This is a genomic window from Streptomyces hesseae (assembly GCF_031845785.1).
Lineage (GTDB): Bacteria > Actinomycetota > Actinomycetes > Streptomycetales > Streptomycetaceae > Streptomyces > Streptomyces hesseae.
In genome coordinates this window covers 568,311-590,863 of record NZ_JAVRFI010000001.1, presented here as the reverse complement: position 1 = coordinate 590,863, position 22,553 = coordinate 568,311, and the positions used below count along the sequence as shown (strand labels likewise).

At 72.5% G+C, this 22,553-nt stretch carries 18 protein-coding genes; 12 read left to right on the top strand and 6 right to left on the bottom strand.

Going from position 1 to position 22,553, the window contains the following annotated elements; translation table 11 throughout:
- Window positions 1-144: 144 nt before the first annotated feature.
- Window positions 145-1,392, bottom strand: coding sequence for a streptophobe family protein (locus RM609_RS02165; RefSeq protein WP_311607389.1), 1,248 nt, complete (start codon window positions 1,390-1,392; stop codon window positions 145-147).
- A 192-nt stretch (window positions 1,393-1,584) separates the two neighbouring features.
- Between RM609_RS02165 and RM609_RS02160 the strand changes: the two genes are divergently transcribed.
- On the top strand, window positions 1,585-2,799 hold the full coding sequence (locus RM609_RS02160) for a DUF6777 domain-containing protein (protein WP_311607387.1): 1,215 nt from the start codon (window positions 1,585-1,587) through the stop codon (window positions 2,797-2,799).
- Window positions 2,799-3,551: a DUF998 domain-containing protein gene (locus RM609_RS02155; protein ID WP_311607386.1), complete on the top strand. Its 753-nt coding sequence runs from the start codon at window positions 2,799-2,801 to the stop codon at window positions 3,549-3,551. The genes RM609_RS02160 and RM609_RS02155 overlap by 1 nt, the downstream gene beginning before the upstream one ends.
- Here RM609_RS02155 and RM609_RS02150 read toward each other — a convergent pair.
- Window positions 3,500-5,071, bottom strand: coding sequence for a PQQ-binding-like beta-propeller repeat protein (locus RM609_RS02150; RefSeq protein WP_311607385.1), 1,572 nt, complete (start codon window positions 5,069-5,071; stop codon window positions 3,500-3,502). The two genes, RM609_RS02155 and RM609_RS02150, sit on opposite strands and share 52 nt — an antisense overlap.
- A 153-nt stretch (window positions 5,072-5,224) precedes the next feature.
- Here RM609_RS02150 and RM609_RS02145 point away from each other — a divergent pair, with 153 nt between their 5' ends.
- The 5 genes from RM609_RS02145 (at window position 5,225) to RM609_RS02125 (ending at window position 10,288) form a co-directional block, all read left to right on the top strand.
- Window positions 5,225-6,256, top strand: a complete 1,032-nt coding sequence (locus tag RM609_RS02145; protein ID WP_311607651.1) for an SDR family oxidoreductase — start codon at window positions 5,225-5,227, stop codon at window positions 6,254-6,256.
- Window positions 6,246-6,845, top strand: coding sequence for a TIGR03086 family metal-binding protein (locus RM609_RS02140; protein WP_311607383.1), 600 nt, complete (start codon window positions 6,246-6,248; stop codon window positions 6,843-6,845). Before RM609_RS02145 ends, RM609_RS02140 begins: the two co-directional genes overlap by 11 nt.
- A gap of 110 nt (window positions 6,846-6,955) precedes the next feature.
- Window positions 6,956-7,777 (top strand): serine/threonine protein kinase, encoded by an 822-nt coding sequence (locus RM609_RS02135; RefSeq protein WP_311607381.1) that lies wholly within the window; start codon window positions 6,956-6,958, stop codon window positions 7,775-7,777.
- Entirely contained in the window at window positions 7,774-9,180 is a 1,407-nt protein-coding gene (locus RM609_RS02130) for a serine/threonine-protein kinase (RefSeq protein ID WP_311607380.1), read from the top strand. Before RM609_RS02135 ends, RM609_RS02130 begins: the two co-directional genes overlap by 4 nt.
- Window positions 9,181-9,316: 136 nt before the next feature.
- Window positions 9,317-10,288, top strand: coding sequence for an alpha/beta hydrolase (locus tag RM609_RS02125; protein WP_311607378.1), 972 nt, complete (start codon window positions 9,317-9,319; stop codon window positions 10,286-10,288).
- A 56-nt stretch (window positions 10,289-10,344) separates the two neighbouring features.
- Here RM609_RS02125 and RM609_RS02120 read toward each other — a convergent pair whose 3' ends face one another.
- Window positions 10,345-11,301: an LLM class F420-dependent oxidoreductase gene (locus RM609_RS02120; protein WP_311607377.1), complete on the bottom strand. Its 957-nt coding sequence runs from the start codon at window positions 11,299-11,301 to the stop codon at window positions 10,345-10,347.
- Between the two features lie 63 nt (window positions 11,302-11,364).
- The gene (locus RM609_RS02115) at window positions 11,365-15,480 is read right to left on the bottom strand and encodes an nSTAND1 domain-containing NTPase (protein ID WP_311607376.1); all 4,116 of its coding nucleotides are present in this window, start codon (window positions 15,478-15,480) and stop codon (window positions 11,365-11,367) included.
- Window positions 15,481-15,767: 287 nt separating this feature from the next.
- Between RM609_RS02115 and RM609_RS02110 the strand changes: the two genes are divergently transcribed.
- From RM609_RS02110 to RM609_RS02100, 3 genes are read left to right on the top strand one after another with little or no spacing between them, the layout of a single operon-like run.
- Entirely contained in the window at window positions 15,768-16,502 is a 735-nt protein-coding gene (locus RM609_RS02110) for a hypothetical protein (RefSeq protein ID WP_311607375.1), read from the top strand.
- A complete protein-coding gene (locus RM609_RS02105; RefSeq protein WP_311607374.1) occupies window positions 16,502-17,164 on the top strand; it encodes an RES family NAD+ phosphorylase in 663 nt (220 codons plus the stop codon). Before RM609_RS02110 ends, RM609_RS02105 begins: the two co-directional genes overlap by 1 nt.
- A gap of 55 nt (window positions 17,165-17,219) precedes the next feature.
- Window positions 17,220-18,305, top strand: a complete 1,086-nt coding sequence (locus tag RM609_RS02100; protein WP_438828365.1) for a macro domain-containing protein — start codon at window positions 17,220-17,222, stop codon at window positions 18,303-18,305.
- Window positions 18,306-18,462: 157 nt separating this feature from the next.
- On the opposite strand, the gene RM609_RS02095 is transcribed toward RM609_RS02100, so the two are convergent.
- A complete protein-coding gene (locus RM609_RS02095) occupies window positions 18,463-19,002 on the bottom strand; it encodes an RICIN domain-containing protein (RefSeq protein WP_311607372.1) in 540 nt (179 codons plus the stop codon).
- Window positions 19,003-19,162: 160 nt separating this feature from the next.
- Here RM609_RS02095 and RM609_RS02090 point away from each other — a divergent pair, with 160 nt between their 5' ends.
- Both RM609_RS02090 and RM609_RS02085 read left to right on the top strand, forming a co-directional pair.
- Window positions 19,163-19,891, top strand: a complete 729-nt coding sequence (locus RM609_RS02090) for a L,D-transpeptidase (RefSeq protein ID WP_311607371.1) — start codon at window positions 19,163-19,165, stop codon at window positions 19,889-19,891.
- A 137-nt stretch (window positions 19,892-20,028) separates the two neighbouring features.
- Window positions 20,029-21,741, top strand: coding sequence for a GAF domain-containing sensor histidine kinase (locus tag RM609_RS02085; protein WP_438828364.1), 1,713 nt, complete (start codon window positions 20,029-20,031; stop codon window positions 21,739-21,741).
- Window positions 21,742-21,783: 42 nt separating this feature from the next.
- On the opposite strand, the gene RM609_RS02080 is transcribed toward RM609_RS02085, so the two are convergent.
- The gene (locus RM609_RS02080) at window positions 21,784-22,476 is read right to left on the bottom strand and encodes a response regulator (protein ID WP_311607369.1); all 693 of its coding nucleotides are present in this window, start codon (window positions 22,474-22,476) and stop codon (window positions 21,784-21,786) included.
- Window positions 22,477-22,553: the final 77 nt, after the last annotated feature.

Sequence of the window (22,553 nt, the reverse complement as noted above, 5' to 3'; positions counted from 1 at the left end):
GCCGTGACCGGCGGAGAACGCCGGTCACGGCCCCGCGTGCGTGCCGGGGCCGTGGCTCCGCCCGGCCCTATGGCCCGAGGCAGCCGCGCCTCGTCCGGGCCGGGCATCCCATCCCGGCGAACCCCGCCCGGACGGGCACCCGGCTCACCCCGCCCCCGCGTCCGCTCCCCTCCGCCGCAGGTACCCCACGAGCACCCCGCCCAGGAATCCCGCCACCAGCCCCCACAGCAACCCCAGGCCCACCAGCGGCAATAGTTGCGCGTCGAGAGTCACCTCGCCGCCGAAGTCGCCCAAGTCGCCGATGCCCAGCAGGGACAGTCCGTAGCGGGCAGAGATGCGGGTGAGCAGGCCGATCGCCAGCAGGGCCAGCGCCAGCGTCACCGCGAGCCGGATCGCGAGGCGCCAGGGGCTCGTGCCGGCGGGGGAGCGCACGGCCGTGACGAAGCCTGTCGCCAGGAGGGCCAGGGCGGCCAGCAGGGCCAGGAGCCAGGCCCGTCCGTCCTGGGCGGAGAGCGAGGACAGGTTCACCGTCGCGGTCCCCTGCCCGCCCTGCCGCAGGACCGCCGCGAGGGCCTGCGGCATCGGCAGGCCGATGCCGTCCGGGACCCGCCCCTCCCACGTGCCGCCCAGTCCGGTCCCGAGCCCCATCCAGGCGAGGTTGGGCAGCCCCAGCAGCAGGACCGCGAACGTGCTGCCGGCGTGGCCGCGCGTGGCGGCCACCACCAGGCCCGCGAGCAGGCCGAGCACCACATAGCCCAGCAGCAGCGCCAGCACCGCGAACGCCGCCGGGCGGACGGAGTCCTGGAAACGCAGCAGCCGCGAGGGCAGCGGCGTCTTGCGGGAGGCGGCCGTCGCCACGACCAGCAGGATCAGCAGCCACAGCAGCCCGTAGCCGACCGTCGGCCCGGTCGCGGCGCGGAAGCCGACCGTGGGCGTCACGCCCAGCGCCGCGCCGAGCTCGTCGAGGATGTCCTCGTCCAGGCGGATGCGGAATGTGTGCCGGGCCGCCCGCGCGACGAGCAGCAGCGCCACCACCCACACCACGGCCGTACGGGCGGCCCGGCCGAGGAACGCGGCGCCGCTCGCCACCGCGTGATGGCGCATCGGGAGCAGGAAGACCACCGCGAGCGCCAGGGCCCCGGCCAGAGTCACCGACAGTGGTACGACGGCCAGCCCCGCGTCCGTACGGCCGAGGAAGCCGGCGCCGCCCGACAGCTCGACGGTCCCGCCGACGGCGCTGACGACGGTGGCCGCGACCACGGGGGCCAGCGCGTCGGCCCCCAGCGCCCCGGCCCCGGCGGCCCACAGGCCGAGCGCGGCGACCGCGACCATGGCGGCCATTCCGGCGGCCACGGCCGCGAGGGCGTCCCCCCAGGCACGCAGCTCGCTCATATCGCCAACGTAAGCCAGGGGCCGGTACACCACCCGTCCGGGCGCGCGGGCGGGGGACGCCGGGCGGGTCGGGCGGGGGAAAGACGCGTGACGGCAACCCGTACGCCCGCTTGCGGGGCCCATGGGTCTGGTACACACAATGTGCGCAGGGGTGGCGAAAAGGAATAAAAGCCTCATTGAGGAGTCAGGGACGTGTCGTCCGAGCCACCGTCAGCCAACCGCCCCTCCGGCCCACCGTCCGGCCCCCTGTCGGGCCGGGGCTCCCAGCCGCCGGACCGCCCGGCGGGCGAGCCGGAGCCGACCCGGCCCGACTGGTCGGCACCCCGCCCCGAGGCCCCCGGCGGCCCCGCCGGACCGGGCGGCCCAGGCGGACCCGGTGGCCCGCCCGCTCCGCCGGCCGGCGGACGGGGCACCCCCGGCGAAGGCTCGGGCAAGGGCCCCGGCGAGGGCCAGGGCGGCAGCCGCCGGTGGCGGTCGAAGAAGGCGCTCGTCCCGCTCGCCGCCCTGGTCGTCGCCGCCGCGCTCGCGGTCTTCTTCCTCCGCCAGGGCTCCGGCGGCTCCGGTGAGGCCTACCTCCAGGCCGCGACCGCCAACGGCAGGGACCCCTTCACCCAGTCGACGGCCAAGGACTACGGCGCGTCGGCGTCGTCCCACCCCGCCGTCCCGGCCGGCACGGGCGGCGGCGGGGGCACCCGGACCGTCCAGGGCTCCACACGCGGCCTCTACGGCGGCTCCCAGCACAACGCCAGCTGCGACGTCGAGCGCCAGATCGGCTATCTGACCCAGGACCAGGCCCGGGGCCGCGCCTTCGCGGGCGCCGCCGGCATCGAGCAGAACGGCCTCGCCGCCTACCTGCGCGGCCTGACCCCCTTGCAGCTGCGCGCCGACACCCGGGTCACCAACCACGGCTACCAGGACGGCTCCGTCACCAGCTACCAGTCCGTCCTCCAGGCCGGCACGGCCGTGCTCGTCGACGACCGGGGCATGCCCCGGGTGCGCTGCGCCTGCGGGAACCCGCTCGGCCCGCCCGTCGCCGCCAAGGGCACCCCGACGGCCAAGGGCGACTCCTGGCCCGCGTACAAGGCGTCCGACGTCGTCGCGGTCACCCCGGCCGACTCCGTCCTGGAGTACTTCGTCGTCTACGACCCCGACACCGGCGAGTGGTTCGAACGGCCCGTGGGCACCGACGGCGAGGACGACCGCTCCACCTCGGCCCCCAAGGGCGGGGTGACGATGAGCCCCAAGCCGTCGCAGGGCGGCGGGCAGCAGTCCCCGCCGGCACCCCCGCCCCCGCCCAAGTCGCCGCAGCACACCACGCCCGCTCCCACCACGCCCCACACCACCACGCCGCCCACCCAGCCGCCGGCGCCCCCGGCGTACGGCCCGCCCCCGGTCCGCCCGCGCTGATGCCCCGTCCGACGCGTGACCCGCACACCGCGCGAGCGGTGTGGGCCCCGCTGCTGCTGACCACGGCGGCCGTGGTCTACAACGACTGGGTGCTGGAGTTCCTCCTGCCCACGGGCCTGGACCCCCGGCACTCCTACGTCAGCGAGCTCTACGCCGACGACCAGCGCTTCCACGGGCTCTTCGGAGGCATCGAGCTCGTGGCCGCCGCCCTGGTGGTCGCCGGGGCGCTGCTGGCGCGGGGCCGGTCGCCGGGCCGCTGGGAGGAGGCCGGCTGGTGGTCGCTGGTGGCCTTCGGCGCGGCCTCCGTGGCCGACGTCGCCGTCCCGATGCGCTGCGCCCCCTCGGTGGAGAGCCCCTGCGAGGCCGTCAACCCCTGGCACACGACCACCAGCGCGCTGGTGCACCTGGCGCTGTTCGCCTCCATGGCCCTGCTGGTGACCGCGGCGGCGCTCGGCACCCCGCGTCGCCCCGTCCTCCGCCGCTGGGGCCCCTGGGTGCTGGGCGCCGCGCTGACGACGGCGCTGGCCACGGTGGGGCCGCTGTTCGGGCGGCCGGGCTGGCACGGGGTGCCCCAGCGGGCGCATCTGCTGCTCGTCGGGGTGTGGTTCGTCCTGCTCGCCGCGGCCCTGCGCGCGGAGGCCCGGCCGCGGCCGGGCGCGACACGGGGGCCCGACCCCCCGGACCCCCGGGTCGGCGCCGCTCAGCCCGTCAGCCCGTACACATGCAGCGCGCCGGAGAACGACGGGAGGTAGACGCGGCCGTTGGCCACGGTCGGCGGGACGAACTTGGCGAACTTGCCGACGTCGTCCCGGGCGGCGTTCATCCTGCTGTGCCACACCTCGTCGGTGAGGTCGTGCGCCCGGTAGGCCCGTAGGACGCCGTCCACCACGGCCTGGTTGGCGTTCTCCCGCCAGGGGTGGGAGGCCCACACCAGGCCCGACCCCGGGTCCCGGCCGGCGGCGGAGACGGACAGCATCCCGCCGGGCATGCCGGGGGAGCCGCCCGGCACGCCCGTGGGGTCGGTGGTGGTGCTCGTCGACACCGGGGACGGGTCCAGCCGCCCGCCGGTGAGGCGGTAGGCGCGCAGGAAGGCGTTCTCCGGCCAGATGTAGCACCAGGGTCCGCCGGGGACGTCCCACCAGACCGGGCCGCCGTGGATGTGATGGGTGTCCGCGTCGGGCGTCACCACATAGAAGCTCTGCGGTATCTGGCTGTCGGAACCGGCGTGGAAGTGCCCCATGGCGTCCATGTCGAGCAGGTAGAACTTGCCCTCCTTGCCCCCGCCCAGCAGCAGCCGGGTGCCCGGGAGCAGCAGCGGCCCGGCCGAGCCCAGGTCGGCGTCGGCCGCGTCCAGCGCCGCGTTGTCGAACGGCGAGAACCAGTCGGCGGGCGTCAGATCCGGACGGAGTTTGACGACGCTGTCGCCGAGCTCCGAGCCGTCGGCGCGGAAGCCGCCGTTGCCGGTCATGAAGTACAGACACCCCGCCTCGTCCACGGCGAGCCCCTGCCCGGCTTGCCAGACGCCGCCCAGCCCGGTGCCGGGCGTGGTGACGTACACACCCGTCCGGCGCAGCGTGACCGCGTCGAAGCCGAACACCCAGCCGTGGTACGGGCTGCGGTCGCCGTAGGCCGCGAAGGCGGCGTACACCGTGCCGTTCGCCAGGGTGAGCGCCGAGCGCTGGATCTGCCGCTTGCTGGTGAACGTGAGCCGCCCGCCCACGCTGCCGTCGCCCGTCCCCGGCACCGTCGCCCCGACGCGCACGGGGCTGCCGAGGACCGGTCGCCCGGTGCGGGTGTCGAGGGCGTGGAGGGTGTGGTGGTGGCCGTCCGCCTCCTTGGTGAAGGCCAGCACATAGATCACCCGGCGCGCGGCGTCGATGACGGGGGTGCTCACCACGCCCACCTCGATGGCGATGTCGCGGTAGTGCGACGGGCCGATCTCGGGGTCGGGCAGCGGGCAGGACGGGCCGAGGGAAGTGCGCCACAGCGGGGCCGAGGCGGCGGGATCGACGGCGTCGTAGGCGTAGACGCTGTTGTGCATCGTCGCCACATAGACCACGTCGCGCGGGCCCGGGCCCGGCAGCTCCACGCCGGGGAGGACGAGCGGCTGGGCGTAGACGTGGCCGTCGACCGCGCGGCTGAAGAGCCGGCCGAAGGAGGCGGGGGTGACATTGCCCGGATGGAGCGTCGTCTCGCACGCGTTGAGACCCGTGCGCCGGTTGTCGTTGTGCTGCGTGGTGACCGCCACTGGACCGTTCGGTGTCTGCGGCATGGCGCTCCCCGTCCGTCCCCCGGCGGTTCCGGATTCCAGGGTGGGCGGCGGCGACACCCGGTCACAATCACCGGAACGGGTGAAAGTCCGCTGATATCGCTTTTACCGGTATGCCTGTTTGCCGTTGACGGTCGCGGGTACCCGACGCCGGTGATGAAGAGAAACCAGCCGAGCGTCGTCGTGGTGACCGGGGCGAGCGGTGGCGTGGGCCGGGCCACCGCCCGGGCCTTCGCCGAGCAGGGCGCGAGCGTTGCGCTGCTCGCCCGTGGCCGCAAGGGGCTGGACGCCGCCGCGGAGGAGGTCCTGCGGGCCGGCGGCGCCGCGCTGCCGCTGTCCGTGGACATGGCCGACCACCGGGCCGTCACCGAGGCCGCCGACCGGATCGAGGAGGTCTTCGGGCCGGTCGACGTCTGGGTCAACAACGCCTTCACCGGCGTCTTCGCGCCGTTCGTCGAGATCGAGCCCGACGAGTTCCGGCGCGTCACCGAAGTCACCTATCTGGGCTATGTGTACGGCACCCACGCCGCGCTGAGCCGGATGCTCCCGCGCGACCACGGCACCATCGTCCAGGTCGGCTCGGCGCTGGCCTACCGGGGCATCCCGCTCCAGTCCGCCTACTGCGGCGCCAAGCACGCCATCCAGGGCTGGAACGAGTCCCTGCGCTGCGAACTCCTCCACCAGCGCAGCAAGGTCCGCACCACCATGGTCCAGCTCCCCGCCGTGAACACCCCGCAGTTCGACTGGGTGCTCAGCCGGATGCCCCGCCGCCCCCGGCCCGTGGCGCCCGTCTACGAGCCCGAGCTCGCCGCCCGCGCCATCCTGTTCGCGGCCGCCCACCCGCGCCGCCGCGAGTACTGGGTGGGCGCGAGCACCGTCGCCACCCTCCTCGCCAACGCCGTCGCCCCCGGCCTGCTGGACCGCTACCTCGCCCGGACCGCCTACGACGCGCAGCAGCGCCCGGAGCCGGCGCCGCCGCTGCCCCCGGTGAACCTGTGGCACCCGGTCGACGGCGACGGCGGCCACGACCACGGCGCCCACGGCGACTTCGGCATGGGCGCGCGGTCGCACGGCCCGCAGCTGTGGCTCTCCGAGCACCGGGGCGCCCTGGCCGCCGGAGCGGCGTTCGTCGCCGCCGCGTTCGCCGCGACCCGCATGCGGGCGGACCATGGGTGGCATGAGCGCTGACACGCCCCCGACCGAATCGCGCCGCAGGACCGTCCGCGCCCGGCACGCGGAGGCACTCGACCTCTTCACCGACCGGGTCCGTGCCGTGCGCCCCGACCAGTGGCAGGCACCCACCCCGTGCACCGAGTGGACCGTCCGCGACCTCGTCAACCACCTCACCGTCGAACAGCTGTGGGTGCCGCCCCTGCTGGACGGCAAGAGCATCGCGGACGTGGGCGACGCCTTCGACGGCGACCAGCTGGGCGACGACCCCGTCGCCGCCTGGGAGCGAGCGGCCGAGGCCGCCCGCGAGGCGTTCGGCGCCCGTGGCGCCCTCACCGGCACGGTGGAACTGTCCTACGGGCGCACCGCCGCCCACGCCTACTGCGCCCAGATGATCGCCGACCTGGTCGTCCACGCCTGGGACCTCTCCCGGGCCATCGGCGCGGACGAACACCCCTCGAAGGCCCTGGTGGACTTCACCCGCCACGAGGTGGAGCCCTACGCCGGCGCGCTCTCCGGCTCGGGCCTGTTCGCCCCGGCGGCCGAACCGCCGCCGGGCGCGGACTCCTGGCAGCGGCTGCTGGCGCAACTGGGGCGGCAGCCCTGACCCCGCGACCGACCTGACCCCGTGACCGACCTGGCCTCATGACCGAACGTGGGATCGGTACTCTTCGGCACTGAGTGACATCTGGTGACGGGGAGCGAGGAGGGGGCGGAGTGAGCGGGATAGTCGTCCATCTGCCGCAGGGGAGCGGCAGTCAACTGTCGGGCGGGAGCCGCGACGCCGACGGTGAGCCGTGCGGCGACGCGGTGACGTTACGGCTCGGCCCGGGGGAGGTGGCGCGCTTCGGGCGGGGGTCCGCGACGACACCCGTGGAACTCCGTCTCGTCGACGAGGCGATCTCCCGGCTGGCCGGGGAAATCCGGGTGACCGACGACCACTGGCAGCTCAGCAATCACAGCGCGACCCAGAGCTATCTGGTGGAGAACCCGGAAGGGGCCGGGGAATATCTCAGAGTGCCACCGCGACGGGCCGGGGCGCCGATCCCCTTCGAGTTCTCCAGGGTCGTGTTGCCCACCCGCGGCGGCAACACGGTCGCCTTCCAGGTGTTCGCGCCCGACCACGTCTATCTGGACGCGGACGGCGTGGGCGGCCCATGGGAGGGCCGCACGGTCACCGCGTACTCCCTGGACGAGACCGCCACCTACTTCCTGGTGCTGGTCGCCCTCTGCGAACCGCGGCTGCGCGACGAGTCGCCCGTGGCGGTGCCGACCACCCCGCAGATCGTCGAGCGGCTGCGGGGCCACGCCGCCTGCGCCCGGCTGACGGCACGGGCCGTCAGCTCGCACATCGACTACCTCGCCGAGGAGAAGATGCGGATCGCCGTCCCGGCCGGCGGCGAACCCGGCCGGGAAGCCCGCCGCAACGGCAAACGGGAGGCGGTCGTCGGGCTCGCGCTGCGGTTCGGGCTCGTACGGGAGGAGCACCTCGCACTGCTGCCGCCCCGCCCCGGAGCGGGCGCCGGGGGGAGCGCGTGACACCGCTCCCGCCCGGTCAACGCGTCGGCGACTGGGAGGTCACCGAGCCCATCGGGACCGGCGGCTGGGCCACGGTCTACGCCGGACGACCGGCCGGCGGCCAGGGCGGCGAGACCGACGACGTCGACGGCGACGTCGCGCTCAAGATCCTGCCCACCGAGGGGCTCGCACCGCGCCAGGCCCGCAAGGTCGCGGAGACCGCCCGGCGCGAGGTCGAACTCGGGCGCAGGGCCCGCCACCCCCGGCTGATCCGCCTGCTGGGCTCCTTCGTGCTCAGCGAGCCGGGCCACCCGTTCCTGGACGGCGCGATCGTGCTGGTCATGGAGCGGGCCGCGCGCAGTCTGCGGGACGTGCTCGAAAGCGGGGTGACCGAGGCCGAGGCCGGGCGGATCGTCGCCGGGATCTGCGAGGGCCTGGCGCATCTGCATGCCACCGGCTGGGTGCACGGCGACCTCAAACCGGAGAACGTCCTGCTCATGGCGGACGGTTCGGTCCGGCTCTCGGACTTCGGGCTCGCGACGGAACTGACCGGCGATCAGGGCACCCACGGCTACGCGCCCCCGATGGGCACCTTCGACTACCTCCCGCCCGAGCGCTGGAAGGCCCCGCTGGGCGAGCAGGGCGTACGGGTCCGGCCCAGCGCCGACATCTGGGCCCTGGGCGTCATCGTCCACCAGGTGTTCGCGTCCGGCGCCTCGCCCTTCCCCGGCGCCACACCGGTGTCGCGCGCCGCCTCGACGCAGGAGTACGCCGAGGGGCGGGCACCGCTGCGCATGGACAACGCGGTGCCCCCGTTCTGGCGCGCCCTGGCCGCCGACTGCCTGGCCCCGACGCACTCCGCACGCGCCGCCCACACCGCCGGGAGCCTGCTGGCCCGCATCACCGCCCGGCAGGAGCCGGCCGGCCCCGACGCCCTGCCACCGGTGGGACGCCGGTGGCGCCGTCGTACGCGTGCCGCTGTCGTGGCAGCCGCGGTGTGCGGCGCGGTGGCGGCGGGCTGGTCGTACGCCCTTCACGATCCCGGGTCCGCCCCGCCCGCCGGCTCCGGGTCCGCGGCGGCCGGCCGGATCCGGGTGTTCAACGTCGAGCGGTCCTGCCAGGACCGCCGGGACCGCAACCCGGAGTGCAGTCTCGGCCTGGCGATCGACCCCCTGCGGCCGTACACCATCGACAACGTCGTTCCGACGAGGGTGTGGCATGGCGACGCCCTCGCCGTCGACTGCCGGCTGTCCAGCGGCGTGCCCATCGTCGACGAGATGGGCACGTGGTCCGCCGAGTGGTTCCGCGTCCGTCTCCCACAAGGCTCCGCACGGCCCACCGCCTGGCTGCCCGCCGTGCGCACGAAGGACCGCCCCGCGATTCCCGGGTGCCCGCGCCCCATGCCTTCCCATTCCTATCGGTGACCGCCGGGCGCTGTCACTCCGGATCGTTCCGGGTGCCGCGCCCCGGCGCACCGCCGCTACCTTGCGGCCCGCCCGTCTCTCTTCGTCCGACGGCGTTCGACGACATTTGACGACATTCGACGACCAGGAGGTCATCGTGAGTGAGTACCGCCCGACCCGCAGAAGTCTTCTGAAGGCCGCCGGCGGCCTCTCCGCCGCGGCCGCGCTCGGAGCCGGTGGTGTCCTCGCGACGGCGTCCACGGCCCACGCGGCCGGTGACGGCTTCGGGCTGCGCGTCGCGGAGCGCGGCGAGAGCGACCCCCGTATGTGGTACTACCGGTTCGAGACCGCGGAGATCGGCTGGAAGCCCGCCGTCAACGTCCTGCTTCCCGACGACTACCACACCAGCGGACGCACCTACCCCGTCCTCTACATGCTCCACGGCGGCGGGGGCGACTTCATCGAGTTCGACCGCATGGGCATCCGCGAGCTGACCGCCGGCAAGCCGATCATCCTTGTGATGCCCGACGGCGGGAAGACGGGCTGGTACTCCAACCCCGTCCGCTCCAACGTCGGCCCCCGCAACTGGGAGAACTTCCACATCAACCAGCTGATCCCGTGGATCGAGGCGAACTTCCGGACGTACGCCGAGTACGACGGCCGCGCCATCGGCGGTTTCTCGATGGGCGGTTTCGGCGCGCTGAAGTACACGGCCAAGTACTACGGCCACTTCGCCTCGGTGAGCTCCTACTCCGGCCCCGCCAGCCTGCGCCGTGACGCCGGCCTGGTCGTCCACTGGGCGAATCTGACGTCCGCCCTGGACCTCGGAGGCGCCACCGTCTACGGCACCCCCTGGGACCAGGCCCGGGTCAGCGCCGACAACCCGGTCGAGCGCATCGAGAGCTACCGCAACAAGCGGATCTTCATGGTCGCCGGCACGGCCCCCAAGACCGCGTTCGACTGGATGAACGAGCCCGAGGTCCTGGCCGGCCAGCGGGAGTTCCGCGGCCTCCTCGACCGGGCCGGCATCCCGTACGAGGCGCACGAGGACGGCGGCGGTCACTTCTTCCGCAAGGAATTCTTCCGCGGCGACATCGACGGCATCATCGGCCGCCTCCGCAAGGCGTAAGCGGCGGCCGCACGGGCAGGGCCGCCATGACGGCCCTGCCCGTCGCGTCACTCCGCTCACTCCGCGAGCCGGGGCAGCACCTTCGTCCGGTAGAAGTCGAAGAAGCCCCGCTGAAGGGGACCGATCTGGGAGACGTGCACGCGGTCGAACCCGGCGTCGGCGTACGCGCGCAGCGCCCCCACATGGGCGTCGACGTCGTCGCCGCAGGTCACCGCAGCGGCCACCCGTTCACGCGTCACCAGCTCGGCGGCCTGCGCGAAATGCGCGGGTGTGGGCAGCACCTGGTTGAGCTCGCCCGGCAGCTGCTCCACGGCCCACAGCCGGTGCGCGGTGTCCAGCGCCGCCTCCCGGTCCGGGCCCCAGCACACCTTCACCCCGCCCTGCACCGGCTTCTGGCCGCCGCCCGCGCGCCGGAAGCGGGCCACCGCGTCCGGGTCCGGGACCATCGTCACCAGCCCGTCGCCGATGCGCCCGGCCACCTCCGTGGCCGCCGGCCCGAACGCCGACACGTCGATGGGCACCGGCTCCTCGGGCAGGGTGTACAGGCGGGCGTTCTCGACCGTGTAGTGCTTGCCGTGGTGGTTGACCTGGCCGCCCTCGAACAGCAGCCGCATCACTTGAACGGCCTCCTCCAGCATCTCCAGCCGCACCGCCGCCGGCGGCCACGGATCGCCCAGGATGTGCTCGTTGAGCGCCTCGCCGCTGCCCACCCCGAGCCGGAAGCGCCCCTGGAGCAGCACCGAGCTCGTGGCCGCCGCCTGCCCCGTCACCACGGGGTTCAGCCGCATCGTCGGGCAGGTCACGGCGGTCTCCACCGGCAGCGACGTGGCCTCGGACACCGCGCCGATGACCGCCCACACCAGCGGGCTGTGCCCCTGCTCGTCGGTCCAGGGGTGGAAGTGGTCGGAGATCCACAGCGAGGTGAAACCCGCCTGCTCCGCCATCCGGGCCTGCTCGACCAGGTCTCCGGGGGAGTGCTCCTCGCAGGAGAGGAAGTACCCGTACTCGGTCATCACGGCCGGGTATCCCTGCCCCGCCCTCCCGAAACCGCCGGGTTCCGGGAGGGCGGGGTGCCGCTAGGAATCCGGGCATACGGGAGCGGACGACAGGTCGCGCAGGTACGAGGATCGCTCACTGTCGGTGAAATCACGGTGGAGGGCCCGGCAGAGCGTCTTCGCAGCATCCTCCGCGCCGGGAACCCCCACGGTCCAGAGCCGTACGGTCTTGTCGTCGCCTCCGGTGGCGAGAGTCCCGCTGTCGGGGCTGAACGCCACCGACCGCACATTGCCGGTGTGGCCGGTGAGGGTGTTGCGGGTCTCACCGCCGGTGACGTTCCTCAACCGCACGGTCCTGTCGTCGCCGCTGGTGGCAAGGGTCCTGCCGTCCGGGCCGAACGCGACCGACTCGACGGAATCCGCCTGCTCGGTCAGGGTGTCGCGGGGGATTTCCTTGGCCACGTCCCAGAGCCGTACGGTCTTGTCGGCGCTGCCCGTGGCGAGGGTCCTGCCGTCCGGGCTGAACGCCACCGAATTCACCTGGCCGGTGTGGCCGGTGAGGTAGTTCCGGGCTCTGCCCCCGGCCGGATCCCATAGCCATACCGTCCTGTCCCGGCCACCGGAGGCGAGGGTCCTGCCGTCGGGGCTGAAGGCCAGCGACAGTACTTTGCCGGTATGGCCGGGGAGGCTTTCCTTCATCTCCGCGCCGGGCACGTCCCACAATCGGACGATCCCGTCGGCGTTTCCGGCGGCCAGGGTCCTGCCGTCGGGGCTGAACGCCACCGATTGGACGTCGCTGCCGGGGTCGGTGTAGGTGCCGCGGGGGTCGCCGCTGGACGGATCCCAGAGCCGTACGATTCTGCCGCCACCGGCGGTGGCGAGGGTTCTGCCGTCCGGGCTGAACGCCAATGAACTCACGGGATCCGTACGCACGGTGAGGGCATGGCGCGGTGTGCCGCCGGTCAGGTCCCAGAGCCGTACGGTCTTGTCCTCACTGCCCATGGCGAGACTCTTGCCGTCGGGGCTGAAGGCCACCGTGCTCACGGTTCCCATGGGGCCCGTGAGGGTGCTGCGGGCGCCCCCGCCGGCGACGTTCCAGAGCCGTACGCTCTTGTCGGCGCTACTGGTGGCGAGGGTCTTTCCGTCGGGGCCGAAGGCCACGGACAGCACCATGCCGTGATGGCCCGTCAGGGCGCCGGTGAAGCCCCGCCCGGGAATGTCCCAGAGCCGTACGGTCTCGTCGCTGCCGCCGATGGCGAGCGTTCTGCCGTCCGGGCTGAACGCCACGGACCGTACGTGACCGGTGTTGGTGGTGATGGTCGCCTGGGATTCGCCGCTGCTCGTGTCCCACAATCGCGCGATGCCATCACCCTCGCCGGTGACGAGCGTCCTGCCGTCCGGGCTGAATGCCACCGACCTCACCGCGTGGACCGGATCGAGGCTCCTCTGGACTTCTCCGCTGGCCGTGTTCCAGAGCCGTACCGTCCTGTCGGCACTGCCCGTGGCGAGCGTCCTGCCGTCGGGGCTGAACGCCACCGACCGTACGGTATCGGTGTGGCCGATGAAGCCGCTCCGGACCTTGGCGCTCGGCACATCCCATAATCGAGCCACGCCGTCCCTGCTGCCCGTGGCGAGCGTGGTGCCGTCACGGCTGAACGCCACGGATTCCACGGCGCTGCCGGTGCCGACGAGAGACCTCCGGAGCCTGCCACTCGTCACATCCCACAATTGCACGGCCCCGTCGACACCGCCGGTGGCGAGGGTTCTGCCGTCGGGACCGAAAGCCACCGACGACACGATGTCCGTATGCCCCTTGAGGGTTTTCCGGGCCTTCCCCGTGGCCGTGTCCCAGAGCCGTACGGTCCTGTCTGTGCTGCCGGTGGCCAGGATCCTGCCATCAGGGCTGAAGGCCACCGAGTTCACCCGGGCCGTGTGATCGGTGAGGCGGTGACGGAGCGGAAGAGCGACGGCCCGGTAGAGGCCGTCGACGGCTTCGTCGGTCGGGCTGGTCCGGTAGGCCTGGACGGCCAGGAGCGAGGCGAGGTCGGGCTGGGTGTCGATCAGGGCACCGGACTGGGTGGCGAGCTGCCGGGACCGGGTCTTCTGCTGCTCGGCGAGGATCTTCTGCCGGGCGTCGACGGCCCTCCGCGTCTCCCAGAAGGCCATTCCCGTGGCGATCAGGGCGAGGGCGAGCAGAACGGCCAGGACGGTATTGACGAGCAGACCACGACGGACCGTGGCCTGCCGACGCTCCTGGCTGGCGGACAGGAATTCGGCGATCTCCGTGGGGAGGGGGCGCTGGCGTGCCCAGTCGGCGCCTTCGGCGAGGGCGGTTCCGTGCAGCAGGTCCCCGGGGAGACCACTGCCGGCGTGGCGTGCGTGCTGTTCGGCCGTACGGTGCAGCCAGACCTGGAAGCGGTGGTCCTGGGCCACCCAGTCACGAAGGTCGCCCCAGTCGCGGATGAGCGCGTCATGGATGAGCTCGGCCGTGGGCTCGCCCGGCATTCCGCCGCGCTTGGTGGCGGTGCGCGTGGTGACGATGCGGTAGCGGGTCAGGGCCGCGAGGACTTTGTCGAAGACGTGACCGTGCTGGGGGTATGTGGCCTCGGTGGCCAGCGCGCGCAGGCGGGTGAGGGGCACCTGCTGGCGTGTCGCGGGAATGGCGTGGCTCTCGTCGGCGGGGCGTACCAACGCAGTGAGGATGCGCCTGGCGACGGGGCGGTGATCGGCCGGCAGCTGATGCAGGGCGGTATTGCACCAGGTCGCGAGGTTGCCGGAGATCGCGCCGAGCTGCTGGTACGCCTGGTGGGTGAGCCGGCCGTCGGAGCGCCGCTCCCATAACTGGCTCAGCGCCAGCTCCAGGGGCGGCAGCAGGGTGGTGGACGCCTGCCCAGTGGGGTTGGCGGCGAGGACGTCGGTGATGATGCGTTCCGGCAGCCCGTCCTCGAAACGCGCTCCCGCCGCCTGGGCGGGTCGGGTGATGATCGCCCGGAGCTCCGGGACGGTGAGCGTGGCGGGAATGTTGAGCAGCCCGGGGGCCGCGGCCGTCAGCAGTTCGGGCGCCAGGGCCGCCAGTTGGTGGTAGAAGTCGTCCCGCATGACCAGGATGACGCCGAGCTGGGTGCCGGGCGCCATGAGCGACTGAGCGGCGGCCGCGCATCTGCCCGGTACCGGGCTGTCCGCGGGGGCCGGTTGGGCGAGGACCTCCTCGAACTGGTCGATGATGAGGAGCACGCGGTCGTAGCCCGGTTCGGCGGCCAGGCGGCGTCGTACCGACGGCATGATTCCGTCGGTGGCGGCCCCGGGCAGACCCGCGTGTTCCAGCTCGGCCAGGAGGTCCTGGCCGGGCCGTGCCACCAACGGCAGCCAGCGATCGCTCCCCGGCAGGACGCCCGCGGCGAGGGCAGGCAGCACCCCCGCCTGGACGAGGGACGACTTCCCCGCGCCGGACGGCCCCAGGAGCAGCAGGAGCGGTCGTTGTGTATCCAGTGCCTCGAGCATGCTGTGCACCGCGGCGTCCCGGCCGTGGAACCATTCGGCGTGCTCGGCGGTGAACGGTTCCAGCCCCCGGTACGGGCACACCTCCTGCTCGACGAGTTCGTCCCAGGCCTCGCGCAGGACCTGTGTGGGTGTGGCGTAGGCCAGGGAGAGCCCTTTGAGGTGCCGGTCGGGGGCGGCGATGGAGGTGACCATGCCGATGACCAGTCCGGTCATCTCGTCGATCACCGGTCCGCCGCTGAAGCCTGTGGTGATGTCGTTCGCGTCGGTCAGTTGCAGCAGTGTGCTGGCTCCGCCGCCGCTCGCCAGCAGATCGCCGGCCTCCGCGTACCCGAAGTGGCCCCCGGGCGGTGCCTGGGCCGGAAACCCGAAGGTCCGCACCCGATGCCCCCGGCAGCCTTCCGCCGACCCCAGGGACAGCACGTCCATGCCCGGGGGAGTGCTCTTGAGGCGCAGGACGGCGATGTCCTGCGCGCCGGGAGGCCGCCATGGGCCGGGCAGGACGTGGGCCTCGACGTGTCCGGCGACGTTCGCGTGCGGGAAGGCCACCCACACCGTGGCACCGGGACCGCGGCCGGCGGCATGGACAACATGCGCGCAGGTGATGACGGTGTCCGCGGCGACCGCGAACCCCGTTCCCGCCACGCCGCCGTCCGTGTCGAGTATCTGGGCGACAGCCTTGGAGATCTTCTCGCTCACTCGCGGGGTTCTCACCGGAATCAGTTCCCCCGTATCTTCCAGTGGAATTGACGCCAAATCCTCGCCCGCAGTGTCATTGTTCCGGGGCGAAGGCGGCGTCTTGGCAAGGTAGCAACTTCCCCCGGTGACGCGGGCCGATTTTCCTGGTTGCCGGGCAACGATATTCGGACAGCGTGATTCGGCCGTGGCCACTCGGCCGGGGGCGGAAGTGGAAGAAACTATTCAGGCGATTCTTTCGTCTGCCAGGAAGTGTGCGGTGCAATTCCTCGCCCCGGAAGGGAGACCGGATGGACCACGTGGAAAAACTGCTCGCCGTGATCTGGGAGGACGCGGGTGACCTCCGAGATCATCTGGGCGACGATCAGTACCGGTCGCTTCTGGTTCTCGCGCGGCGCCTCGTCGACGTGGCGGACGATCACGCCGTCGCGCTGAGATCCGTTCACGACATCCGGCACATCCTGTGGACGCTTCCCGGCGGCCATCCGTTGTGGCAGGCACTCAACGCCCTGCTGGTTCCCCCCTCCCAGGTGCCGAGGGGGCCGGTGCCCGCCACGAGCGCGCTGATGACCAGGCCGTCGGCGAGCGCCGGCATGCGAGCCGTCGAGAGGGGCGGAGAGGGAGAGGGCCCTGTGAAACCGACCAGCATTCCGGAACCCGAGCCCGGCACCGACGCCATCGTCGCCGAGGTACAGCGCCGCTTGCTGACGGCACCCTCGCTCTCCGCCGACGAGGCGCGGGACCGGTGCGCGGGCGGACCTCCCCCCGAGCTGATCCGGCTCGACGACCCGCTGCGAGGCGATCGGTATCCGGCCTTTCAGTTCGCCATGGGTTCCGGCGGACCACCGATCCCCGTGGTACGCCGGGTCAACCGGCTGCTCATGGCGCATGTCGACCCCTGGGGCGCCGCTGACTGGTGGCTCAGCGGCAACACCTGGCTGGGCGGGCCACCCGTCTCGTTCCTCGGGATGCTTCCGGACGAGGCGCTGACGGGAGTGGCCCGGGCCCTGGTGGAGGGGGACTGATGACGGGCAACGTCTCACCCGCCTTGTACGCGATGCGCCCCAACCCGTATCTGCTTCCCGCGGGGACGGAATGGTGGCGCGTGCACAACAGGGCCAGGTCGGCGGCGCAGTTCAACCCCGTGTCCGTCGACGCCCACTTCGGCGGCAACCGCTTCGACGGCACTTCCTACGACCCGTACCCCTACCTCTATCTGGCCAGCGATCCGGCCACCGCGCTGGCCGAGACGCTGCTGCGCTCACTCGATTTCGACACCGATTCGGGCATGCGTCTCATCCCGTACGCCGCGGTCGCCAACAAAGCGCTGAGCGTGCTGCGAACGCGGTTCGACCGGAAACTCATCTCGCTGATCAGTGAAGAAGACCTCGCGGCCGTCTGCCAGGACTCCTGGCTACTGGAGACCGAGGGCGACGGGTACGCGAAGACGCGACGGTGGGCGAGCGAGATGCGCGCGCAGGAGCCCGACGCCGCCGGCCTGGTCTGGCAGTCTCGGAGACACCGGCCCCGCCTGGCCTCCGTGCTCTTCCAGGACCGGTGCGGAAAGGAGCCGTTGACCGTGACGACCGTGGCGGAATTCCAGGACCTCGGATCCCCTGCCGGTGTGGCCGCCGTGAACCGGATCCTGGCACCGCTGCGCGCGGCCGTCGTCGATCCGTGGCGCTGATCCACGGTCCCACGCTGGCTTCTCCGCGACTTGTCCGCCCGCGGCGCACGGTGCCATGGTGCCTGACGTGCCGACAAATGATGCGGACTACACGTCAATGCTGGGAGAATTAAAGGACATCAGGAGAGCGGGGCTCGTAAAGCTGCGCGCACTGCGGGTTCCGGTGCTGCAACGGACAGCGGTCGCGCGGACGTCGAACGGTTCCGTCGAAGAACTGCTCCGGACCGCCGTATGCCGGCTCGACGAAGGGACTCTGCGTACGGCGGCCGAATACACGCTGGGTCTGGCCCAGGGGACACGCGACTGGCCGGGCGCCGACCGGCGAAGACGCGCGGCCGAGATCTACGGAGTGAGCATCGAGCGATTCCGCAAGGATCAGGAGCTGATGCTGCTCGGCCAGGTCGTCGAGGCCATAGACCACCTCGGGGAGGAGGCCGCTGCGGACCGGTGGGACATCGGCACCACGCATCGCGTCGTCCCCGTCGCCGTCCGCGGCCGGACCGTTCCCATGACCGTGCACCTCCACCCGGTCGACCTGCTGCGGGACGTCGATGTCGTGGTGGCGCCGACCAACGTCTTCTTCGCCTTGCCCGAGCCCTACAAGTCGTCGGTCTCGGCATCCTTGCGCCGGGCCGGGGCCGTCCGTGGAGTGGCCGGCGACATCCTGGAGGACCGGGTCCAGGACGACCTCCGGGCCTGGGTGTCACGACAGGGCGCCCTGGGCCGTTCCGTGCCGCCCGGCACGGTGGCCGCCACCGGCTCCGGCGCCCTGACCGGCCAGGGAATACGCCGCATCTATCACGCCGCTGTCGCCGTCCCCCGGGGCGGCACGAACGACTACTACGTCCAGCCCGCCGACATCACCCGGGCCGCGACCCGGGCACTCGCGGTCCTGGCGGAGGAACGGCACGAATTCGGCCCGCCACTGCGCTCGGTGTGCTTCACCCTGCTCGGCGCCGGCCGGGGCGGGTTGCCCTACAGGACCAGCATCAGCGCGCTGTGGGCGGCGGTGGAGGCCGAGCTGGCACGAGGCGCGGAATGGGATGTTCACTTCGTGGTGCGCAACCCGTCGGCGGCGGCGCTGCTGACCCGGCTGTCCACCCGGATCCGCCCGGAGGCCGACCCGTCCCCGACCGGCTGACCGACTTCACTGGAGTCATGCGGCCGGACCGAGGACGGTGTTGTGGAGTACGGGGGTCTTCACGCCCGTACGAGGTCGATGTGTGGCCCAATTGAGCGAGGGGGCGGCATCAGCAACTGATGCCGCCCCCTCGGTCGTTCGCCGCTCAATGTGCCGTTTAATAGGTCCAGATCTGCTGCTTCACATTGGCGAATTCCCACTGCTGGGCCCGAGCGCCGTTGCGGGTGCTGCCGCTGTCGATCTCCAGGACTTTGCCGCTGTTCCTGTTCACGATCACGCCGGTGTCGTAGGCGATCCACTGCTGGGTCGCGACACCGTCGACGCAGGACCACTGCTGGGCAGGAGCGCCATTCTCCTTACGGGAGTCCGCGATCTCCAGGCACTTGCCGCTGTTGAGGTTGATGATCTGGATGTAGCCGCCTCCCACTGCTCTGGAGCCCCAGTTGGCACCGGCCTGCCCCTTGCAGTCCCACTGCTGGACGCGGGCGCCGTTCGCGGAGCTGGAGCCCTCCACCTCCAGGCACTTGCCGCTCTTGTCGTTCTTGATCAATGAGCCGGCGAGGTGGACGGACTTCGCGGAGGCGGCGTCGGCCGTGGTGGGGCCGGCCTGAACGGCGTTGGCGGTCGAGCCGGAGCAGCCCAGAGCGACGACGGCCATCGCGCCGGCCATGGCCGCCTTGAGGGAGATGTTCCTCATGAGATTTTCCCTTCGCCGGAGTAGCTGACATCTCCAGCTAACGGGAGGAGCTGGTCGTGGGACGGTCGTCAGAAGGGCGGATTCTGGCACCCCCCGCAGGCGGCACCGCGCCGACCGATCCGAAGCGCAACCAAGCGGCTTCCCCACGTGTCATACGGGCATGACAACCGCAACAGCGAGCAGAGCGAACGTACGCGCCCGCAGACGACTCGGTGTTCTCCTCGGCGCGGCCGTGCTGGCCGCGCCGCTCTCCGTGGCGGCGGGGACGGGCGGCGCGCAGGCGGCCACGGCCTCCTGCACCGCCGGGGCCGGGCCGTACCAGAAGCAGGCCGAGCGGTTCCTGGGGCGGCCCGTCGACGGGCGGCAGTCGGCCGCCGACTGCCGGGCGATCCGGGACTTCCAGCTCGACCACGCCATCAGCCCCGCCGTCGGCTACGCCGGGCCCGTCACCTGGGGCGTGATGGACCTCGTCGCCAAGCAGCGCGCCGCTGGGAACAATCCCAACGCCGAGCGCACATGCCCGGTGAACAAGGGACGGATCGCCTGCGTCGACCTCACCCGCCAGCTGAGCTGGATACAGGACGGCTCGCGGCTGGCGTTCGGGCCGGTGCCGATACGGTCCGGCCGGGACGGGTACGAGACCCGGACCGGGCTCAAGCGGATCTACTGGCGCAGCGTCGACCACTGGTCGACGATCTACAAGGTGCGGATGCCGTACAGCCAGTTCTTCGACGGCGGGCAGGCGTTCCACTCCATCGACGGCAACGTCTGGTCGGCGCCCGGCTCCCACGGCTGCGTCAACATGCGGCGCGGGGACGCCAGAACGTACTGGTCGATGCTGAAGAACGGCGACGACGTCTACGTCTACGGGCGCAAGCCCGGCACCTGAGCCGACGCCCGGGCCGGGCCCCGACATGGCCCGGACCCGGCTCCTCCGGCGCCCCGGCCGGCGGATACGGTGGTCTCCGGGTGGGCGGGTCGTCCGTCCGTGAAGGTTCGGACGCGCCTACGAGGAGGCACGGAACGGTGGTGCGCTTACCGCAACTCAGACTGGACGAGCTGCTGGAGGAGCTCCAGGCCCGGATCGACGCCGCGCGGGGCACCCGGGACCGGGTGCACAGCCTCCTGGAGGCCGTGATGTCGGTCGGGCGCGAGCTGGACCTGGAGCATGTGCTGCGCCGGATCGTCGAGGCCGCGGTGGTGCTCGTGGACGCCCGGTACGGCGCGCTGGGCGTCATCGGGCCGGACGGGCGCACCCTGTCGCAGTTCCTCACCGTCGGGCTGTCGGAGGAGCACATCCGGGCCATCGGGCCGTACCCGTCGGGCCACGGCATCCTGGGCGAGCTCATCCGCCACCCCGAACCGCTGCGGCTGTCGCGGATCTCCGCGCACCCGGCCTCGTACGGCTTCCCGGCGGAACACCCGCCGATGGGCAGCTTCATGGGCGTGCCCATCCGGGTGCGCGAGCAGGTCTTCGGCAATCTCTACCTGGCCGAGAAACGGGGCGGCGCGGACTTCGAGGACGAGGACGAGGAGGTGCTCTCCACGCTCGCCGTGGCCGCGGGCGTCGCCATCGACAACGCCCGGCTGTACGAGGAGTCCACCCGCCGTGAGCGCTGGCTGCGGGCGGGCGCCGAGGTGACGAACCGTCTGATGTCCGGCAGCCGGCCGGCCGACGTCATCGGCCTGATCGCCGAGCGGGCGAAGGAGATCACCTGCGCCGACCTGGTCACCGTCTCCCTGCCGCTGCCGGAGGGGGAGCCCGCGCTGACCGTCGAGGCCGTCCTGGGGGAGGGGGCCGAGGAACTGCGCGGCACGGTGCTGCCGGCCGACGGCACCCTCGCCGGGAGCGCGTACGTCTCGGGCCGGCCGGTCCTCAGCGCGGGCCTCGCCGCTGACCCGGCGAACTCCGCCGGGCCCTGCCGCGCCACCGGTCCCGCCGTGGCCGTGCCGCTCACCTCGGGTGACGCGGTGCGCGGCGTGCTGCTGCTGGCCCGGGCCAAGGGGCGCGCGCCGTTCACCCGGGAGGAGACGGACCCCCTCCTCGCCTTCGCCGGGCAGGCCGCCGTGGCCATGGAGCTCTCCGAACGCCGCGCGGACGCCGCGCAGATCGCCGTGCTGGAGGACCGCGACCGCATCGCCCGCGACCTCCACGACCTGGCCATCCAGCGGCTCTTCGCCACCGGGATGACGCTCCAGAGCGCCGACCGCTTCATCGACCACCCCGAGGCCGCCGAGCGCGTCCAGCGGGCGGTCGACGACCTCGACGAGACCATCAAGATCATCAGGTCCACGATCTTCGGCCTGCGGTCCCGGGAGACCGCCCCGCAACACGGGCTTCGCACCCGGGTCGTCCAGACCGTCGGCGAGGGCGGCGCGCTCCTCGGCTTCGCCCCGAGTCTGCGGATGGAGGGGCTGCTGGACACCCAGGTGCCGCGCGAGGTCACCGAGGACGTCGCCGCCGTCCTGGGGGAGGCCCTGGCCAATGTGGCCCGCCACGCGCGTGCCCGGTCGGTGGACGTCGCCGTCGTCAACGACGGCCGCCGGCTGACACTGACCGTCACCGACAACGGTGCCGGGATGCCGGAGGGCGAGGGCGGCCGTCGCAGCGGCCTGCGCAACCTCGGTGAGCGGGCCGACCGCCACGGCGGCCGGCTGCTGCTCACAGCGCCACCGGGCGGCGGGACGACCCTGACGTGGAGCATCCCGCTGCCGGACCGTTCGCCGGACGGCCCCTGACCCAGGCCGGCCTCGGGAAGACCGCGGCCGCGGGGCGGGGGCTCAGGACGGCCGGGCGACGTTCGACGCGAGCACGGCCGCCTGGATCCGGCGCTCCACGCCGAGCTTGGCGAGCATCCGCGAGATGTGGTTCTTGACCGTCTTCTCGGACAGGTAGAGCCGCTCCGCGATCTGACGATTCGTCATGCCGTCCCCGATGAGGCCGAGGATCTCCCGCTCGCGCGGCGACAGCCCGGCCAGCCGCTCGTCCTCCGGCTCGGGCCGCTCGTCCTCGCCGCGCAGGCTGTTCATCAGACGCGTGGTCGTCGCCGGGTCCAGCATCGACTGGCCGGAGGCGACCGTGCGGATGGCGGCCACCAGGTCGGAGCCCTTGATCTGCTTCAGGACATAGCCGGAGGCCCCTGCCATGATCGCGTCCAGCAGCGCGTCGTCGTCGTCGAACGAGGTGAGCATCAGACAGGCCAGCCCCGGCATCCGGGACCGCAGCTCGCGGCAGACCGTGATGCCGTCGCCGTCGGGCAGCCGGACGTCCAGCACCGCCACGTCGGGCCGGAGCGCCGGCCCCCGCGTGAGCGCCTGGGCGATGCTGCCGGCCTCGCCGACGACCGAGATGTCGTCCTCGCCGTCGAGCAGATCGTGGACGCCCCGCCGTACGACCTCGTGATCGTCCAGGAGGAACACCCGGATCGGCCGCTCCGCGGAGAACGCCCCCGCTCGCGCTGACTGCTGCTCCACCGCTCCGGCTCCTCATCGCTTCGTCGGCATGTCGTCCTGTTTGGATCATGATCCAACATTTGTCGGACCGCCATGGG

What these genes read in the sequence shown, in the direction of transcription:
- RM609_RS02120 (WP_311607377.1), bottom strand. Translation starts at nt 11,301, where the DNA reads ATGACCGAGTACGGGTACTTCCTCTCCTGCGAGGAGCACTCCCCCGGA.
- RM609_RS02095 (WP_311607372.1), bottom strand. Translation starts at nt 19,002, where the DNA reads ATGAGGAACATCTCCCTCAAGGCGGCCATGGCCGGCGCGATGGCCGTC.
- RM609_RS02165 (WP_311607389.1), bottom strand. Translation starts at nt 1,392, where the DNA reads ATGAGCGAGCTGCGTGCCTGGGGGGACGCCCTCGCGGCCGTGGCCGCC.
- RM609_RS02140 (WP_311607383.1), top strand. Translation starts at nt 6,246, where the DNA reads ATGAGCGCTGACACGCCCCCGACCGAATCGCGCCGCAGGACCGTCCGC.
- RM609_RS02150 (WP_311607385.1), bottom strand. Translation starts at nt 5,071, where the DNA reads ATGCCGCAGACACCGAACGGTCCAGTGGCGGTCACCACGCAGCACAAC.
- RM609_RS02105 (WP_311607374.1), top strand. Translation starts at nt 16,502, where the DNA reads ATGACGGGCAACGTCTCACCCGCCTTGTACGCGATGCGCCCCAACCCG.
- RM609_RS02145 (WP_311607651.1), top strand. Translation starts at nt 5,225, where the DNA reads ATGAAGAGAAACCAGCCGAGCGTCGTCGTGGTGACCGGGGCGAGCGGT.
- RM609_RS02100 (WP_438828365.1), top strand. Translation starts at nt 17,220, where the DNA reads ATGGTGCCTGACGTGCCGACAAATGATGCGGACTACACGTCAATGCTG.
- RM609_RS02155 (WP_311607386.1), top strand. Translation starts at nt 2,799, where the DNA reads ATGCCCCGTCCGACGCGTGACCCGCACACCGCGCGAGCGGTGTGGGCC.
- RM609_RS02090 (WP_311607371.1), top strand. Translation starts at nt 19,163, where the DNA reads ATGACAACCGCAACAGCGAGCAGAGCGAACGTACGCGCCCGCAGACGA.
- RM609_RS02110 (WP_311607375.1), top strand. Translation starts at nt 15,768, where the DNA reads ATGGACCACGTGGAAAAACTGCTCGCCGTGATCTGGGAGGACGCGGGT.